At 72.2% G+C, this 16,492-nt stretch carries 14 protein-coding genes and 1 pseudogene; 9 read left to right on the top strand and 6 right to left on the bottom strand.

Features of this window, described 5'->3' with window-relative positions:
- Positions 1-145: 145 nt before the first annotated feature.
- Positions 146-853 (top strand): annotated as a pseudogene (locus ACFYR0_RS25665) (AAA family ATPase); the annotation flags it as partial.
- Positions 853-1,020 (top strand): hypothetical protein, encoded by a 168-nt coding sequence (locus ACFYR0_RS25660; protein WP_389332501.1) that lies wholly within the window; start codon positions 853-855, stop codon positions 1,018-1,020. The pseudogene ACFYR0_RS25665 and the gene ACFYR0_RS25660, both read left to right, overlap by 1 nt.
- Positions 1,021-1,158: 138 nt before the next feature.
- Here ACFYR0_RS25660 and ACFYR0_RS25655 read toward each other — a convergent pair whose 3' ends face one another.
- A complete protein-coding gene (locus tag ACFYR0_RS25655) occupies positions 1,159-2,427 on the bottom strand; it encodes a YhgE/Pip domain-containing protein (RefSeq protein ID WP_389332498.1) in 1,269 nt (422 codons plus the stop codon).
- A 111-nt stretch (positions 2,428-2,538) separates the two neighbouring features.
- On the opposite strand from ACFYR0_RS25655, the gene ACFYR0_RS25650 reads away from it, so the two are divergent.
- From ACFYR0_RS25650 to ACFYR0_RS25630, 5 genes are all read left to right on the top strand, one after another.
- A complete protein-coding gene (locus ACFYR0_RS25650) occupies positions 2,539-3,093 on the top strand; it encodes a YciI family protein (RefSeq protein ID WP_389332495.1) in 555 nt (184 codons plus the stop codon).
- A 384-nt stretch (positions 3,094-3,477) separates the two neighbouring features.
- A complete protein-coding gene (locus ACFYR0_RS25645) occupies positions 3,478-5,142 on the top strand; it encodes a sigma-70 family RNA polymerase sigma factor (protein ID WP_389332492.1) in 1,665 nt (554 codons plus the stop codon).
- A gap of 99 nt (positions 5,143-5,241) precedes the next feature.
- Positions 5,242-6,504: a glycosyltransferase family 4 protein gene (locus tag ACFYR0_RS25640; protein ID WP_389332489.1), complete on the top strand. Its 1,263-nt coding sequence runs from the start codon at positions 5,242-5,244 to the stop codon at positions 6,502-6,504.
- 91 nt (positions 6,505-6,595) lie between these two features.
- Entirely contained in the window at positions 6,596-7,267 is a 672-nt protein-coding gene (locus tag ACFYR0_RS25635) for an RNA polymerase sigma factor (protein ID WP_389332486.1), read from the top strand.
- Positions 7,264-8,337, top strand: coding sequence for a CU044_5270 family protein (locus ACFYR0_RS25630; protein WP_389332483.1), 1,074 nt, complete (start codon positions 7,264-7,266; stop codon positions 8,335-8,337). The genes ACFYR0_RS25635 and ACFYR0_RS25630 overlap by 4 nt, the downstream gene beginning before the upstream one ends.
- A 167-nt stretch (positions 8,338-8,504) precedes the next feature.
- Here the strand turns inward: ACFYR0_RS25630 and ACFYR0_RS25625 are convergent, their stop codons facing one another.
- From ACFYR0_RS25625 to ACFYR0_RS25605, 5 genes are all read right to left on the bottom strand, one after another.
- On the bottom strand, positions 8,505-9,344 hold the full coding sequence (locus ACFYR0_RS25625; RefSeq protein ID WP_389332480.1) for a carbohydrate ABC transporter permease: 840 nt from the start codon (positions 9,342-9,344) through the stop codon (positions 8,505-8,507).
- Positions 9,341-10,690 carry an ABC transporter permease subunit gene (locus ACFYR0_RS25620; protein WP_389332477.1) on the bottom strand — a complete coding sequence of 450 codons (1,350 nt, stop codon included), beginning with the start codon at positions 10,688-10,690 and terminating at the stop codon, positions 9,341-9,343. Before ACFYR0_RS25620 ends, ACFYR0_RS25625 begins: the two co-directional genes overlap by 4 nt.
- Before the next feature lie 6 nt (positions 10,691-10,696).
- Positions 10,697-12,022: an ABC transporter substrate-binding protein gene (locus ACFYR0_RS25615; RefSeq protein WP_389332474.1), complete on the bottom strand. Its 1,326-nt coding sequence runs from the start codon at positions 12,020-12,022 to the stop codon at positions 10,697-10,699.
- A 47-nt stretch (positions 12,023-12,069) separates the two neighbouring features.
- On the bottom strand, positions 12,070-13,692 hold the full coding sequence (locus ACFYR0_RS25610; protein ID WP_389332471.1) for a glycoside hydrolase family 13 protein: 1,623 nt from the start codon (positions 13,690-13,692) through the stop codon (positions 12,070-12,072).
- Between the two features lie 138 nt (positions 13,693-13,830).
- Entirely contained in the window at positions 13,831-15,099 is a 1,269-nt protein-coding gene (locus ACFYR0_RS25605) for an ABC transporter substrate-binding protein (protein ID WP_389332468.1), read from the bottom strand.
- A 121-nt stretch (positions 15,100-15,220) separates the two neighbouring features.
- On the opposite strand from ACFYR0_RS25605, the gene ACFYR0_RS25600 reads away from it, so the two are divergent.
- Both ACFYR0_RS25600 and ACFYR0_RS25595 read left to right on the top strand, forming a co-directional pair.
- Positions 15,221-15,736, top strand: coding sequence for a PadR family transcriptional regulator (locus ACFYR0_RS25600; protein ID WP_389332465.1), 516 nt, complete (start codon positions 15,221-15,223; stop codon positions 15,734-15,736).
- Entirely contained in the window at positions 15,733-16,491 is a 759-nt protein-coding gene (locus ACFYR0_RS25595; protein WP_389332462.1) for an ABC transporter ATP-binding protein, read from the top strand. Before ACFYR0_RS25600 ends, ACFYR0_RS25595 begins: the two co-directional genes overlap by 4 nt.
- Position 16,492: the final 1 nt, after the last annotated feature.

The following is a 16,492-nucleotide window of genomic DNA, read 5'->3' as shown; positions in this document are numbered from 1 at the left end:
GTAGACGCCTTTCGGCCAGGCTAGGACCGTCGATCAGGCGTCGCCATCGCAGCCGGGGGGCGTTTCCGCCCCGGTTGCGGGCGGTGGAACGCGGGGTTTGAGTGAGTTCGTTCCCTAGTCCGGCAGGAGCAGCGATGTCGATGGCGAGTTCCAGGAGAAGCACACCGTGGCCCGGCTGGTCGGGGCGCCGCCCGGACACGTCGGCTACGAGGAGGCCGGGCAGCTCGCCGAGAAGGTGCGGCGCCGGCCGTACAGCGTGGTGCTGTTGGACGAGGTGGAGAAGGCGCACCCGGACGCCTTCGACACCTTGTTGCAGATCCTGGACGACGGGCGGCTGACCGACGGGCAGGGGCGTACGGTCGACTTCCGGCACCGTGTCGTCATCATGACGTCGAACATCGGCGCGCACCGCGTCCTCGCCCACCGGGGCGACGCGGCGGAGCTGAAGGACGAGCTGCGGCAGCGGTTCCTGCCGGAGTTCCTCAACGGCGTCGACGACATCATCGTCTTCCACCGCCTCACCGAGCAGGACCTGTCGGAGATCGTCGGTCATCTGCTGGACCGCAGCAAGCACCGGGTGCGCGCCCGGGGCATGGGGCTGGAGGTCACCGAGGCGGCCAGGAAGCTCCTGGTCGCGCACGGCTAACAGCCGGAGTTCGGGGCCCGGCCGCTGCGCCGCACGATCCAGACCGAGCCGGACAACCGGGTCGCCGAGCCGCTCCTCGTCGGTGAGGCCGGGCCCGGAGACACGATCGTCGCCGATGTCACGGACGACTCCCTGCACTGCACGATCCGCAAGGGCGAGGGGGACGCCGCCGGCCGGCAGGCGTCCGGAACCGAAGGAGGACAGTGATGAGCAGGCACCACCACAAGTCGAACGAGCAGGTCGAGGGCGATCCGGACACCGGCCACGGCCGCGGCATGCCCCGCCGCCCGGACGAGGAGCAGCTGGAGGACCGCGTCGAGGAGGACCGCGAGGACGTGGGCCTGCCGCCGGACGCGGAGCGGCAGGCGGACTAGGGCCCGGCCGAAAACCTTGCACGACGCCCGGGCCCGGCGGCCCGCCGCCGGGGCCGGGTCGACCGCGCGCGCCCGGGACGCACCCACGCGCCCGGGTCCCTCACGCGCGCCCGGGACGCTCGAGCGGGTCCGGGGCGCTCAGGCGCGCTCCGGCTCCGGCTGCGGGGTGAGCCGGGCCAGGCCCTTGCGGTCGTAGTAGCGGGTCATCGCGAACCCGAAGACCAGCGCGCCGACGAAGCCGATCGCGACCATCGCCCAGGCCCGGCCCAGCCCGGCGTCGGTGCGGGCGTCGAAGTACAGGATGGCCCGCACACCGTCCGTGAGCTGCCGCATCGGCTCGAAGGCGCCGAGGAAGCGGTAGAAGCCGGGGGTCGCCTCCAGCGGGACCGTGGCCCCGGACGACGGCAGGGCCAGCGCGATGAAGACGAACATGGACACCAGCTGGCCGATCCCGCCGAACGCCGCGTTGATGGCCTGCACGCCCAGGCCCACGGCGACGGTCGCGCAGTAGGAGAAGATCCACAGCAGCGGCTCGTGGGCGGAGTCCATGCCGAGGATCGCGATGGTGGCGACCATCAGCAGGCTCGTGGTCAGCAGGGAGATGCCGGCGGTCATGACCATCTTCAGCACCAGCGTCTGGGTGCGGGTGATCGGCACGGTGGGGCGGCGGGTGTGCCAGGGCCCGATCTCGCTGTCCGCGTAGCCGAGGGCGGTGTCCACCCCGGTGTTGACGAGGTTGGCGCCGATGAACCCGGACAGGACCAGCAGCAGGGTGTAGTAGAAGGCGCTGAGACCGAGCCCGCTGTGGCGGCCGATCGGATGGCCGGGCCGGGTCGTCACGGTCACCGGGTCGGCCAGGAGCGCGCGGGTCGTGGCGTCGGCGCGGGAGGCCGCGGTGAGCTGCTCGCCGATCTTCTGGGAGGCGCCGCGGGCCGCGGTCTGGTTGATCTGCGCGGCCAGTGAGGAGCCGAGGCTGCCCATGCCGGGGTTGGTGAGCACGGTGAGGGTGGGGCGGGCGGTCGCGCCCGGGGTGGTCAGGGCGCTGACGGACGCGGTGAAGTCGCGTGGCACGACCAGCGCGCCGAACACCTTGCCGGAGGCGAGTTCGTCCTCGGCCTCCGCGCGGGTCAGCACCTTCCAGCGGACGCCCTCGGTGGCCTCGGAGCCGGTGACGGCGGCCGTGATCTGCGCCCCCAGGTTCTCCTCCTGTCCGGGCGGCGGCCGACCCTGGTCCTCGTTCACCACGGCGACGGGCAGCCGGTCGAGGTTGCCGTTCGGATCGAGGATGCCGCCCATGTAGAGCAGGGACAGCACCAGTGCCACCAGCCCGCTCAGTACGGTCGGCACGAGCCATAGCCGGGCGTGCCGGAGCAGGGCGCCGGCGCGCTGGGGGGTCGCGGAGGTCATGCCGTCATCGTCGGTGCGCGAAGGCCGCGAACCGGACATTGACGGCGCCCGCGTCCCGGCCGCGCGGAATTTCCGTTGAGGGAGCCGGGCCGGTCGGACAGGGTCGGGGGCATGGAGTTCTTCTGCTTTCACCGCGACCGGCCCGGCTCCCTCCCGCTGCGGGAGGCCATGATCGAGGAGCACTGGTCGTACATGGACCGTTTCGAGAAGGAGCTGATCGCGCGCGGTCCGGTCTTCGACGGGGACGGGGACGACGCCGCGCTGGTGGGGAGCGTGCACATCGTCGGCCTGCCGGACCCGGCCGCCGCCCGCGCGTTCGCCTTCGACGAGCCCACCTACCAGGCCGGGGTGTACCGGGACGTGCTGCTGCGGCGGTGGCGGAACCTGCTGGGGCGCACGATGTGGGAGTTCCCCGGCGGCCGCTCCGGCGGCAACCGTTACCTTGTGCTCGGGCTCGGGCGCGGCGAGGCCGTCGATCTGGCCGTGCCGCCGGGCGAGGACGACCTGATCGCGTACGGTCCGCTGCTGTCGGACGACGGCACGGCCTGGCTGGGCACGGCCGCGCTGGTCCGGGCACCCGACGCCGACCGGGCCCGGTCGGTGCTCACCGCCGACGCGTACGCCGGGACCGAGGTGTACTCGTGGGAGTTCGGCGGCAGGAGGTAGGGGCAGCGGCCCGCCGCGCCGGACATCCCACTCCCCGTCTGGTCCTACGCGCCGGACATCTCACCCCTCGCCCGGGTCCTACCGGTTCCTCCGTCCGGTTCATGTCGACTCCTTCGCCCGGTTCATGGCGACTTCTCCACGATTCCCTCACGATCCGGCTGATCAGAGCCGTCCTCGGGCCCGTATCTCCAGACGGGACCGCCCCCGCTTTCCGTGACGTCCGAGGGGGGCGGCCGTGCCGGGAGCGGACGGGCGGGAGAAGATTCACTCTCCGCCTCGAAAGATTGTGTTATTCGGCGTCCCGTCGCAGGGTCTCCCCTGTGACGGACCGCGTGCGGTGTACGCCGGCACGCGGGCAGGAGCGAGGAAGAGAGTGGTCCCAGGGTGAGCAGCCAAGGCGAAGTGGCGCTGGTGAAGGCGGCACAGCAGGGCGACGGGCGGGCCCAGCAGGAACTCGTCGCGACCTATCTGCCGCTGGTCTACAACATCGTCGGCCGGGCCCTGGACGGGCACGCCGACGTCGACGACGTGGTTCAGGAGACGATGATCCGCGCACTGAACGGGCTCGGCTCGCTGCGTGACCCCGCGGGCTTCCGCTCCTGGCTGGTCGCCATCGCGATGAACCGGGTCCGCAGCCTGCGCCAGGACCGTCACGCACCGGCCGAGCACGGCCTGCACGAGGCGTACGACGTGCCGGACCCGGGCGCCGACTTCGAGGGGCTCGCGATCCTGCGGCTCGGGCTGTCCGGACAGCGCCGCGAGGTCGCCGAGGCCGCGCGGTGGATGGACGCGGAGGACCGGGACCTGCTGTCGCTGTGGTGGCTGGAGGCCACCGGGCGGCTCACCCGCGCCGAGGTCGCGGCCGCGATGGAGCTGTCCCCGCAGCACACGGCGGTGCGGGTGCAGCGGATGAAGGAGCGGCTGGAGACGGCCCGGGTCGTGGTGCGGGCCCTGGCGGCGGTGCCGCGCTGTGTGCTGCTCGACGATCTGGTGGCGACCTGGGACGGGGCGCCGTCGGCGCTGTGGCGCAAGCGGATCGCCCGGCACACCCGCGACTGCACGGTGTGCGGCGGCTTCGGCGCGGGTCTGGCCCCGGCCGAGGGACTGCTCGTCGGTCTGGCCCTGGTCCCGGTGGGCGGGGCCCTGGCCGCGCTGTCGCCGCGGGAGTACGTGGCGCTCGCGGCGGACGCGCGGGCGGCGGGCATGTACGGCGACCCCCTGACCGGCGGGCAGGAGCCGCTGGTCCACGACCGCGCGGACCGCACGGACCTGGCCGACGGCGCCCCCGGCGGCCGTCTCCGGCAGCGGCACAGTCTGCGCCGCCGGCGTCGGCGCCGGGTGGCGGTGGCCGCGGTGGCCGCGCTGGTGGCGGGCGGCGGCAGCGCGGCGCTGCTGATACCCGGCGACGCCGACGACACCCGCCGGCCCGTGACCGCGCAGGACGCGCCCGCCGACACCGCGCTGTCGGCCCCGGCCCCCTCGCCGTCACCCTCGAAGGCCGGCCCGTCGGCGTCGCCCTCCGAGGCCAGCCCCTCGGCCTCGCCCAGCAGGAAGCCCCCCACGAGGAAGCCCAGGCCGAAGCCCACCCCCACCCCCACCCCGACCCGCAGCACACCGCCCCCGGCGCCCGACCCGGTCACGCCCGAGGCCGCCCCGGCGCCCCCGAGCTCCGTCGCCGGCCAGGTGCTCGCGCTGGTCAACGCCGAGCGGGCGAAGGCGGGTTGCTCACCCGTCACCCAGAACTCCACGCTGGACACGGCCGCGCAGCGGCACTCCGACGACATGGCCGCCCGTGGCTTCTTCGACCACACCAACCCCGACGGCGAGGACCCGGGCGACCGCATCACGGCGGCCGGCTACACCTGGAGCACCTACGCCGAGAACATAGCCCGCGGCCAGCAGACGGCCGCCGACGTGATGCGGTCGTGGATGGACAGCCCGGGGCACCGCGCGAACATCCTCAACTGCTCGGTGAAGGAGACGGGTCTCGGAGTCCACCAGGGCTCGGGCGGACCGTGGTGGACACAGGTCTTCGGCACCAAGATGTGACGCCGGCCCGCCGTTCGGCCCAACGACACGCCACCCGGCCGGTGTTCGTCGTGGCGGCGGCGGGGAACCGGACAGGTGATACGGGCACTCTCAACCGGCATGAAGATCTCGTTCCTGCTGCACAACGCGTACGGCATCGGCGGCACGATCAGCACCACGTTCAACCTCGCCGGGGCGCTGGCGGACCGCCACGACGTGGAGATCGTGTCCGTGATGCGCCATCGGGAGAGACCCGAGATCGCGCTGGACCCACGGGTGGCGCTGCGGCCGCTCGTGGATCTGCGCGAGGAGCGGGACCACCCGCTGCACCGCAGACCGGCGGCGGTCTTCCCGGCCGCCGAGTACCGGTACCGGCAGTACAGCGAACTGACCGACGGGCGGATCGCCGAGTGCCTCGCGGCCAGCGACGCCGATGTGCTGGTGGGCACCCGGCCCGGCCTCAATGTGCATCTCGCGCTCCAGGGGCCCGAGCACAGTGTGCGGGTGGGGCAGGAGCACCTCACCCTGGACAACCATCCGCCCCGGCTGCGCACCGCGCTGCGCCGCGCCTACCGGCGCCTGGACGTGCTCACCACGGTCACGGAGGCGGACGCGGCCGCCTACCGGCGCAAGATGCTGCTGCCCGGGGTGCGGCTGGCGGCCCTGCCCAACAGCGTGCCCGACCCCGTGCTGCCGGTGGCCGACGGCAGCGCGAAGGTCGTCGTCGCGGCCGGCCGGCTCGTCCCGGTCAAGCGCTACGACCTGCTGATCGAGGCGTTCGCCCGGGTGGCGGCCGAGCACCCCGACTGGCAGCTGCGCATCTACGGCAAGGGCCAGGAACTGCCCCGGCTGCGGCGGCTGGTCGAGGACCTGGGCCTCACCGGGAACGTCCGGCTCATGGGCGTGGCGTCCCCGATGGAGGCCGAGTGGGTCAAGGGCTCGATCGGCGCCGGCGCCTCCGACTTCGAGCCGTTCGGCATGACCCTGGTGGAGGCCATGCGCTGCGGCCTGCCCTTCGTGAGCACCGACTGCCCCTACGGGCCGGGCGAGATCATCCGGGACGGGGTTGACGGCCGGCTCGTCCCGGTCGGGGACCGCGACGCGCTCGCCGCCGCCCTGCTGGAACTCGTCGGCGACGACGAGCGGCGCCGCCGTATGGGCCGTACGGCGGCGGAGAACGCGCGCCGGTTCGCGCCCGGTCCCGTGGTGGCCCACGCGGAGCAGCTCTTCGAGGAGGCTCTGGCGGCGCGGCGCGGCGACGGCCACCGTGCGACGGGCGGCGGCCTGGGCCGGGTGCTCGTCAGCCAGGGCTTCGCCGCCCGCGATGTCGCCTACGGTGCCGCGGGCCGGGCCCGCCGGATACTGCGCAGGGCACGGGGATGAACCGCGTGCCGGGAGACCCCGCCGGGCGTGTGACGCAGGTCACGGGAAGTCGGACCGGGGTGCCGGACAGCTGACGGATGTGAGCACTCAAATGCGTACCCGGGTACGGGACGGGGATCCGAGCGCCTTCGCGGAGCTTTTCGACAGCTACGCCCGCGCGGTGTACAACCACGCCTACCGGCTGACGGCGGACTGGTCGACGGCCGAGGACGTCATGGCGGCCACCTTCATGGAGGCCTGGCGGCTGCGTGACCGGGTGGACGCCGAGGGCGGCTCGCTGCGCCCGTGGCTGCTGGGCATCGCGACGAACACCGCGCGCAACCAGTACCGCAGCAACCGCCGTTACCGGGCGGCGGCCGGTGCCGCCGCCGCGGCTCAGATGTCGGTGCCCGACCATGCCGACGAGGTGGCCGAGCGGGTCGACGACCGGCGCCGCCTCGCGAAGGCCCTGACCGCGCTGGCCACGCTGCGCCGGACCGAGCGCGAGGTGGTGGCCCTGTGCCTGGGCGAGGGCCTGGAGTACGAGGCCGCCGCGGAGGCCCTCGGCGTTCCCGTCGGCACGGTCGCCTCCCGGCTGTCCCGGGCCCGGAAGAAACTGCGCCGTCTCGCCGAGGACGAACCACCGGGCGCGCCCCCGGCGCGGGCCTCCGGAGCGGGGGCCGCGAAAGAATTTCCGGGAAACCGGGAATTCGGCCGCCCCGCTCGACAGACAAATGGCGATCACACTCACGTGGTCCGGCCCGCGCAGGGAGGAAACCGATGAACGCGCACACGCCCCGGCAGAGTCCGGCCGAGCACGAGGACGCCACCGAGCTGTTCTCGCGGACGGCGCGTGATCTGCCGGCGGGCCGTCACCAGTTCCACAAGGAGCGTCTGATGGCCCAGATCCAGCAGGAACAGCACGTCCCGACCACCGCCGCCGCCCAACCCCGCCGCAAGTGGCTGATGCGCCCGGCGATCGCCCTGCCGGTGATCGCCACCGCCGTCGCGGGGGCGTTCTTCGCCCTGTCGCTGACGCAGGGCCAGGAGGCGCCGGGCGGCGGCCTCGGCACCGGTCCCGCCCTGACCACTCCGGTCGGCGCCGTGTCCACCAAGGGCCTTCCGCAGCTGGTCGACCAGATCGCCGTGGCGGCGGGCGAGGAGAGCCACCCGAAGGTCGGTCCCGGCCAGTACATCTACATCGAGAGCCGGGGCACGGGCACCTTCGTCAAGGTCGACCACGGCAAGTCCAGCCTCGTCAGCCACGACCTGAGCACGCGCCAGGTCTGGGAGTCCGCCGACGGCACCAGGGGCTGGCTCATCGACCCGCGCGTCAACGAGGGCCCCGAGGGCGAGACGCTCTCCCTCCCCGACGAGCAGGGCAATACGCCCGAGGCCACCCTGAACGCCCCGTCCTACGACTACCTGGCCGCGCTGACGACCGACCCGGACGAACTCCTCGCCAAGATCTACAAGGAGACCGAGGGGATGGGCAACTCCCCCGACCAGCAGGCGTTCACCACGATCGGCGACCTGCTCGGCGAGAGCTACCCGCCGGCGAAGCTGTACCCGGCGCTGTTCAAGGCCGCCGCGAAGATCCCCGGGGTCGTCGTGGTGAACGACGCGGTGGACGCGGCGGGCCGGCACGGCGTGGCGGTGGCCCGGGAGGACCACGGTGTGCGCGAGGAGTGGATCTTCGACAAGAAGACCCATGTCTATCTGGGCCAGCGGTCCGTGCAGGTGAGCGGGACCAGCGGCGAGGACGGCCTGATCAAGCCCGGCACGGTCATCTCCACCAGCGCCGTGATGAAGCGGGCCGTCGTGGACGAGATGAAGGAGGTGCCCAGGGGCTGACACACCGGCCCTCGGTGAGGCGGGGGCCGGTGAGGCACCGGCCCTCGGTGAGGCACCGGCGGCCGGCCCCGCCCCCGCGGCGGCCGGCCGCCCGGCTCCCTGCTCGCACCCAGGTGCCGTACCGGCTCGTCGGCACCGGCCGGCCCCCGGGTGCGCCCCTCGGCTCCCTACTTGACGGAGCCCGCCATCACCCCCTGCACGAAGTGCCGCTGGAAGGCGAAGAACACGGCCACCGGGACGATCAGCGACAGGAACGCGCCCGGTGCCAGCACATCGATGTTGCTGCCGAACTGCCGGATCTGCGACTGGAGTTCCACGGTCAGCGGCTGTGCGGAGCTGTCCGCGAACAGCAGCGCGACCAGCATGTCGTTCCACACCCACAGGAACTGGAAGATGGCGAGGCTCGCGATGGCCGGCCGGCCGACCGGAAGCACCAGCCGGGTGAAGATGCGCCACTCCGTGCCCCCGTCCATCCGGGCCGCCTCCAGCATCTCCTTCGGGATCTCCGCGAAGTAGTTGCGCAGCAGGAACACCGCGAACGGCAGTCCGTAGGCCACGTGGAAGAGCACCACGCCGGGGATCGTCCCGAACAGGCCGAGCTGGCCGAAGAGTTTGGCGACGGGCAGCAGTCCGATCTGCACCGGCACCACCAACAGGGCGACCACCAGCAGGAAGACGGCGTCCCGGCCGGGGAAGTCGAGCCAGGCGAAGGCGTATCCGGCGAGCGCGGCGAGGACGACCACCAGTAGGGTGGCGGGCACCGATATCAGCACGGTGTTCCAGAACGCCCGGGTCATGCCCGCGTTCTCCAGCAGGGCCGAGTAGTTGTCGAAGGACAGTTGTCCCGGGCTGGTGAACACCGTCCACCAGCCGCCCTTCGCGGTGTCCTCCGCGGAGCGCATCGAGGACACGAGCAGTCCGGCCAGCGGGGTCATCCAGAGCAGTCCGACGATCACCAGGAACGCCTGGACGACCCCGTTGCCCAGATAGCGGCGGGCGGTGTTCATCGCTGGCTCCTTCGGAAACGGCGGACGTTGAAGACCATCGCGGGGACCACGAGCAGCAGGAGCAGTACACCCAGCGCGCTGCCGAGGCCCTGGTCGTTGCCGCCGCCGAACGACACCAGCCACATCTGCGTCGCGAGCACGGTCGCGTCCTGCTGCACGGGGCCGGGCGCGATGATGTAGACGAGGTCGAAGACCTTCATCACGTTGATCACCAGGGTGATGAACACGACGGTCAGCACGGGCGCGAGCAGCGGGACCGTGATGCGCCGGAAGATCTGCCACTCGCTGGCGCCGTCGATGCGCGCGGCCTCCAGCGCGTCCCTGGGCAGGGTGGAGAGTCCGGCGCCGATGAGGACCATGGCGAAGCCGGTCCAGATCCACAGATAGGCGCCGATGATGGCCGGGGTGACGAGTGTGGGTCCGAGCCAGGAGACACCGTCGTAGGGTGCGGCGAAGTTCGAGGCGGGCAGGTGCACCGTGTACCGGCCGTCGTCGAGTCCCTCGAAGCGGAAGGTGCCGTCGAAGGCGGTGGTGGCGGAGGCGACCGTGTCACCGTCGCGCACGGCCTCGACCCGCACCTCGGGCAGTCCGCTCTCCTCCGGGTCCACGGCGCCCTGTTCCCCGCCCCCGCCGGGGGTGAAGTCCAGGTAGACAACACCGCGCAGTTCGCCGGGCGCGGCCGCGGCGGTCCGGGCGGCGGCCGCGTCCGCGGGCAGGTCCTTGGGCTGTACGCCGACCAGGCCGAGGGTGAGCGAGTCGCCCGGTGACACGGTCGTGGTGGTCCGGTAGCCGCCGTCGGCGGTCCTGGTGAGCCCCTGTCCGTCGCGGGCGCGGGCGCTCGGGTAGGCCGGGGTGCCGGCGAAGGCGTCGTGCACGGAGACCGCGGCCGCGTTCAGCACGCCCTTGTCGGGGTCCTCGTCGTAGGCGAGGCGGAAGATGATGCCGGCGGCGAGGAAGGACACGGCCATCGGCATGAACAGCAGCAGCTTGAAGGCGGTGGCCCAGCGGATCTTCTCCACCAGCACGGCCAGGATCAGGCCCAGGCCGGTCAGCAGGGTGGGGGCGACCACGACCCAGATCGCCGTGTTGCGCACGGCTCTCATGGTGGCCGGGTCGCTGAACATCTCGGTGTAGTTGTCGCCGCCGACGAACCGTGTTCCGGAGGCGTCGAAGAAGCTGCGGCCGACCGAGAACAGGACCGGGTAGACGACCAGCGCGCCGAGCAGCAGCAGCGCCGGGAGGACGAAGAGCAGGGCGACGGCCCGGCCCCGCCGCCGCAGGCGCCGGGCGTGTCCGGCGCCCGCGGCGGGCGGAGGGCTCGTCTCTTTCACGAGCGTGGCGGTCATGACCGGTCAGCCCTTGTAGGCCTTGGCCGCGGCGGACTCCAGCTGGGCGGCGGTCTTCGCCGGGTCCGACGGGTCGCGCAGGAAGTCCTGGAGGATCTTCCACTCACCGGCGCCCTTGGTGCCGCCGAAGGCGGCCGGGGCCTGGTCGGACATGTCGAAGCGGACCGAGTCCCCCGCCGCTACCAGGGACTCGGCGGTGGCGCGGGTGGTGTCGTCGCCGTAGGCGGCGGGGTCGAGCTTCTTGTTCGGGGAGAGGAAGCCGCCCGCCTCGGCCCACACGGCCGCGGCCTCCGGGGTGGCGAGGTACTCCAGGAAGGCCATGGCGGCGTCGGCGTTCCTGCCGTCCTTGAGGACCACGGCCGCGTCGCCGCCGCTGACCACGGGCGCGGTGCCGGAGCCGACCGGCGGGAACGGGAAGAAGTCGGCGTCCTCGCCGATCGTCCTGCCGAACTGGTCCTTGGCCACACCGGCGACGAAGTCGCCCTCGTAGACCATGCCGGCCTCGGGCTCGGGGCCGAACACCTTCTCCACCGAGCCGGGGAAGTCGGTGTTCAGGGCGCCCTTCTGGCCGCCCGCGATCAGCTGCTTGTCCTTGAACAGCTCGCCGAGCGTGGTGAGCGCCTCGACCACGGAGGCGTCGGTCCACTTCAGCTCGTGGGCGGCGAGGGCGTCGTACTTCTCGGGTCCGGCCTGGGAGAGGTAGATGTTCTCGAACCAGTCCGTGAGGGTCCAGCCGTCCTGTCCGGCGACGGAGAAGGCGGCGAGTCCGGAGTCGGAGACGGTCCGGCCGGCCTCGAGCATCTCGTCGTACGTCTTCGGGGCCTTGACGCCCGCCTGGGCGAGGGCGTCGGGGCTGTACCAGACGGTCGACTTGTGGGCGGCCTTGAAGTAGAGGCCGTAGAGGGCGCCGTCGACGCTGCCGTAGTTCTTCCACACGGGCGCGAAGTTGGCCTCGACGGACTTCTCGGCGGCGGCGGACAGCGGCTTGAGCCAGCCGCTGGCGGCGAACTGCTGGAGCACGCCGACCTGCGGGACCATCACCACGTCGGGGGCGTTACCGCCCTCGATCTTGCTGCCGACGACGGTGGAGACGTTGTCGCCGGTGGAGACGAACTGCGGCTTGGCGCCGGTCTTCTCCGCGAAGGCGTCGAGCACCTTCTGGAAGTTCTTCTGCTCGCTGCCGGTCCATACACCGGCCACGGTGAGCGTCTTGCCGTTCAGCGCCTTGTCGCCGCCGCCGGCCGAGACGTCGTCACCGCCTCCGCAGGCGGTGGCGCCGAGCGCGAGAACCAGGGCGGTGCAGCCGCTGAGCAGGGTGGTACGTCGCATCATCGTCGATGTCCCTTCGCGGGGTGAGGAGTCGAGTGGGAGGTCGTGGGTCAGGGGGTGGGTGAGTCGTCCGTCCACCAGGCCGCCGTCGAGCCGGGGAGCACCCCGGCCGGACAGGGGCCGCTGGACAGCAGGGGGGTGCCAGAGACCGGCGCGGGCACGGGGGTGGTCCCGAAGTTGACGGCGCAGACGAGGTCGTCGCCGCGCACGAAGGCGAGCACGCCGGGCGGGGTGTCCAGCCAGCGAAGGGTCCCCTCGCCCAGCTGGGGCAGCGCGGAGCGCAGTTGCAGTCCGTCGCGGTACAGGTGCCAGAAGGAGCGGGTGTCGACGAGCGCGCGGTCGAAGGCGTACTCGGCGAAGTACTCCGGCTGCGGCAGCCAGGGCTTGGCGCTCTCGGCGCCGGAGGTGAAGCCGAACGGGGAGGCCTGTCCCGACCAGGGCAGCGGCACCCGGCAGCCGTCGCGGATGCGGGCGCGGTCGCCGGTGCGCCGGAAGATCGGGTCGGTGAGCACGTCGTCGGGCAGGTCGACGACCTCGGGCAGGCCCAGTTCCTCGCCCTGGTAGATGTACGCGGCGCCGGGCAGGGCCAGCATCAGCAGCGCGGCGGCGCGGGCGCGGGCGGCGCCGAGTCCGCTGCCGCCGGGGGCGGGTTCGCCGTAGCGGGTGACGGTGCGGACCTGGTCGTGGTTGTTGAGGACCCAGGTGACCGTGGAGCCGGTGCCGGCGATGTCCTGCATGGCCTCGGAGACGACCTTGCGGAAGGCGTCGGCGTCCCAGGCGGCGCCGAGCAGGTCGAAGAAGAACGCCTGGTGCAGCTCGTCCGGGCGGACGTACTGGGCGTGCTCACGGGCGGTGGGCACCGACACCTCGCCGACCAGCAGGCGTTCACGGCCGTCGCGGGCGGTGTACTCCTCGCAGACCGAGCGCCAGTGCCGCCAGACCTCGTGCACCTCGGGCTGGTTCCAGGCGAGCGGGTTGACCGAGTCGCGGGTGCGGGCGTCGGCCCCGGGGTCGTCGGAGTCGGGCAGCTCGGGGTGCTTGAAGAGACCGGCCGCCACGTCGATGCGGAAGCCGTCGACGCCCCGGTCGAGCCAGAAGCGCAGGATCCGGTCGAACTCGGCGGGGATCTCGCTGTTGCGCCAGTTCCAGTCGGGCTGCTCGGGCGTGAACATGTGCAGGTACCACTGGCCGTCGGCGACCCGGGTCCAGGCCGGTCCACCGAACATGGCGTGCCAGTTGTTGGGCGGCTCGGCGCCGTCCGGGCCGCGGCCGTCGGCGAAGTGGAAGCGGGCGCGGGCCGGGCTGCCGGGCTCGGCGTCCAGCGCCTCGCGGAACCACGGGTGCTCGCTGGAGCAGTGGTTGGGGACGACGTCCAGCAGGACCTTGATCCCGAGCCGGCGCGCGGCCCGCACCAGCAGGTCGAACTCGGCGAGGTCGCCGAAGACCGGGTCGACCTCGCAGTAGTCGGCCACGTCGTAGCCGTGGTCGTGCTGCGGCGACGGGTAGAAGGGGCTCAGCCAGACCCCGTCGACGCCCAGCTTCTTCAGGTACGGCAGCCCCGCCCGGACCCCGGCGAGATCGCCGACGCCGTCGCCCGTGCTGTCCAGGAAGCTGCGGACGTAGACCTGGTAGATCACCGCGTCACGCCACCAGCGGTCGTACTTACTCAACATGTATTCATGTTAGGTAACTGTTTCCAGGGGGTGTCAATGAACTGGACAGAAGCTACTGATGAGTTGACCGCGAAAATGCGGATAAATCAGGGCAGGAAGAGACAGGATGAGACCCTGGCGTTACTTAACGGGTAACTATCAGCGGGCGATGGCGTCGAGCTCGCGCGCCAGCCGGCGCACGGCGGCCTCGGGCGTCTGGTGCCCGGTCATCGCGTCGTGCACGACCGCCTGCACCGCCAGGCTGACCTGGTCGTAGCGCGGGCTCCTGGGGCGCGGCGCGGCCGCCAGCACGCTCTCGCGGAGCGTCGGCAGATAGGGGAACTCCCTGATCAGATCAGGGTTCTCGTACAGGTCGGCGCGCACCGGGGGCAGCGCGCCCCGGGTCAGGACCTGACGCTGGACGGGCTCGCTGGTGAGGTAGGCGATCAGCCGCGCGGCGGTGTCCGGATGCCGCGCGTGCGTGCTGACGGCGAGGTTGGAGCCGCCGAGGACACTGGTGCCCGGCCCCTCGGGGCCCGGCAGGGGGACGGCGCCGATCCGCCCGGCGACCCGTGAGCCCTCGGCGGAGGCGCCGACATAGGCGTAGGGCCAGTTCCGCAGGAACAGCAGCCGGCCGTCCTGGAAGGCCTGTTTGGACTCCTCCTCCTTGTACGTCAGCGCCTCGCGCGGGATCCAGCCCTCGCGGACGCCGCGCACCAGGAAGCCGATGCCCTCGCGGGCCGCGGCGGAGTCGACGGTGACGCGCGAGCCCTCGTCGCCGAGGATCGTGCCGCCCGCCGAGTAGACGGCCTCGGCCGCGTTGACCGTCAGGCCCTCGTAGGGCAGGAACTGTCCGGCGTAGCCGCCCAGACCGTGCCGCGGGGCGACGGTCTCGGCGTAGCGCTCCAGCTCGGTCCAGGTGCGGGGCGGCGGCAGGCCCTCCTCCTCTAGGACGTCCTTGCGGTACAGCAGCAGCCCCGCGTTGGTGACGTACGGGACGGCGTACAGACGGCCGTCGTAGGTCGCGGTGTCGACGACCGGCGGCAGGAAGGTGCCGAGCGGGAAGCGGTCGGCGTCCAGCGGGCGTATCCAGCCCGCGGCGGCGAACTCCGAGGTCCAGTTGACGTCGATGTTGAGGACGTCGAACCGGCTGCGCTCGCCCCCGCGCAGGTCGGTGACCATCTGCGCGTGCGTCTCGTCGGCGGAGTCGGGCAGTTCGACGAGGGTGACCCCCTCGCCGGGGTGGGTGGTGTTCCAGCCCTCCAGCAGCGGGCCTAGATAGCCCGTGAGGTCCCCGGCCGTGGCCAGGGTGAGCGGTCCGCGCCCGTCACCGGGGCCCTCCTGGGCACGGGTTCCGAAGGCGACATAGCCGGTCAGGACGACGAGGAGAACGAGGAGGCCCCTACCCGCGGCACGCGTCCACCGCATAGGTTCCTCCCTGTACCCCGGCGCCGGGCACCTTCGCACGGCGTCAAAGGCCATGTATACCTGTTAGGCATGGGCGATACTAGGGCCTGGCACACATCACCAGGACAGGAGGACAGCACGCGTGCGCCTGCCCCTCCTGGCACTCCTCGCCCGCGGTCCGGCCCACGGCTACGAGCTGAAGCAGGACCTTGAGCAACTGCTGGGCTCCGCGTACCCTCAGCCGAACGTCGGCCAGATCTACGTCACCCTCGGCCGCCTGGAGAAACAGGGTCTGATCGAGGGCGAGGACGTCGAGCAGTCCAGCCGGCCCAACAAGAAGGTCTACCACCTCACCGACACCGGGCGCGAGGCGCTGCGCACCTGGTTCGCGGAGCCCGAGGACGAGCCACGGGTCCGGGACGAGTTCTTCATGAAGCTGGCCCTGGCCCCGCGCACCGGCCTCGCCGACCAGATCGCCCTGATCAACGGACAGCGGCGCCAGTACCTGAACACCATGCGGCAGCTGTCCAAGCTGGCCGCCGCCGAAGACCGCGACAACCGCATCTCGCATCTGCTGATAGAGGGCGCGATGCTGCACCTGCAGGCCGATCTCGACTGGCTGGAGCGGTGCCAGGAAGAGCTGGAGGAGCTGGAGTGACCGAGGGCACCGCTCCCGTGACACCGGCACTGCGCGCCGAGGGACTGACCAAGACCCACCACGGCGAGGGAGCGCCCGCGCACGCCGTGCGCGGTGTGGATCTCTCGGTTCGGCCGGGCGAGTTCGTGGCGATCACCGGGCCGTCCGGCGCCGGCAAGTCCACGCTGCTGCATCTCCTGGGCGGGCTCCAGCGGCCGGACGCGGGCAGTGTGTGGCTGGACGGCGTACGCGCGGACGACTGGAGCGAGTCCCGCTGGGCGGTGGAACGGCGCCGGCGGATCGGGATCGTCTTCCAGTTCTTCAACCTGGTGTCGAACCTGTCCGTCGCCGACAACGTGGAGCTGCCCGCGCTGCTCGCCGGGGTGCCGCCGAAGCGGGCCCGCGCCGAGCGGGAGGAACTGCTGGCCGAACTGGGCCTCGCGGGCAAGGAGCGCCGGATGCCGGGCGAGCTGTCCGGTGGCGAGCAGCAGCGCGTCGCGCTCGCCCGAGCCCTGGTCAACCAGCCGCCGCTGCTCCTCGCCGACGAACCCGCCGGCAGCCTCGACAGCAAGGGCACCCGCGAGGTGATGCGGCTGCTGTCCCGTTTCCACCAGCGCGGCCAGACGATCCTCCTGGTCACCCATGACGCCCGCCTCGCGAGTGCCGCGGACCGGGTGATCAGCTTCTTCGACGGGCGCATAGCCGACGACGCGGAACTCGACGCGGCTCCCCCGCGCCGGACCGGGACCTCCGGGGTGCTGGAGCTCAGGGACTGAC

The sequence above is a fragment of the Streptomyces sp. NPDC005017 genome (assembly GCF_042873115.1).
In the GTDB taxonomy this organism is placed as follows: Bacteria; Actinomycetota; Actinomycetes; order Streptomycetales; family Streptomycetaceae; genus Streptomyces.
Note: the sequence above shows the minus strand (reverse complement) of the source record. Positions and strands in the feature narration are given on the sequence as shown.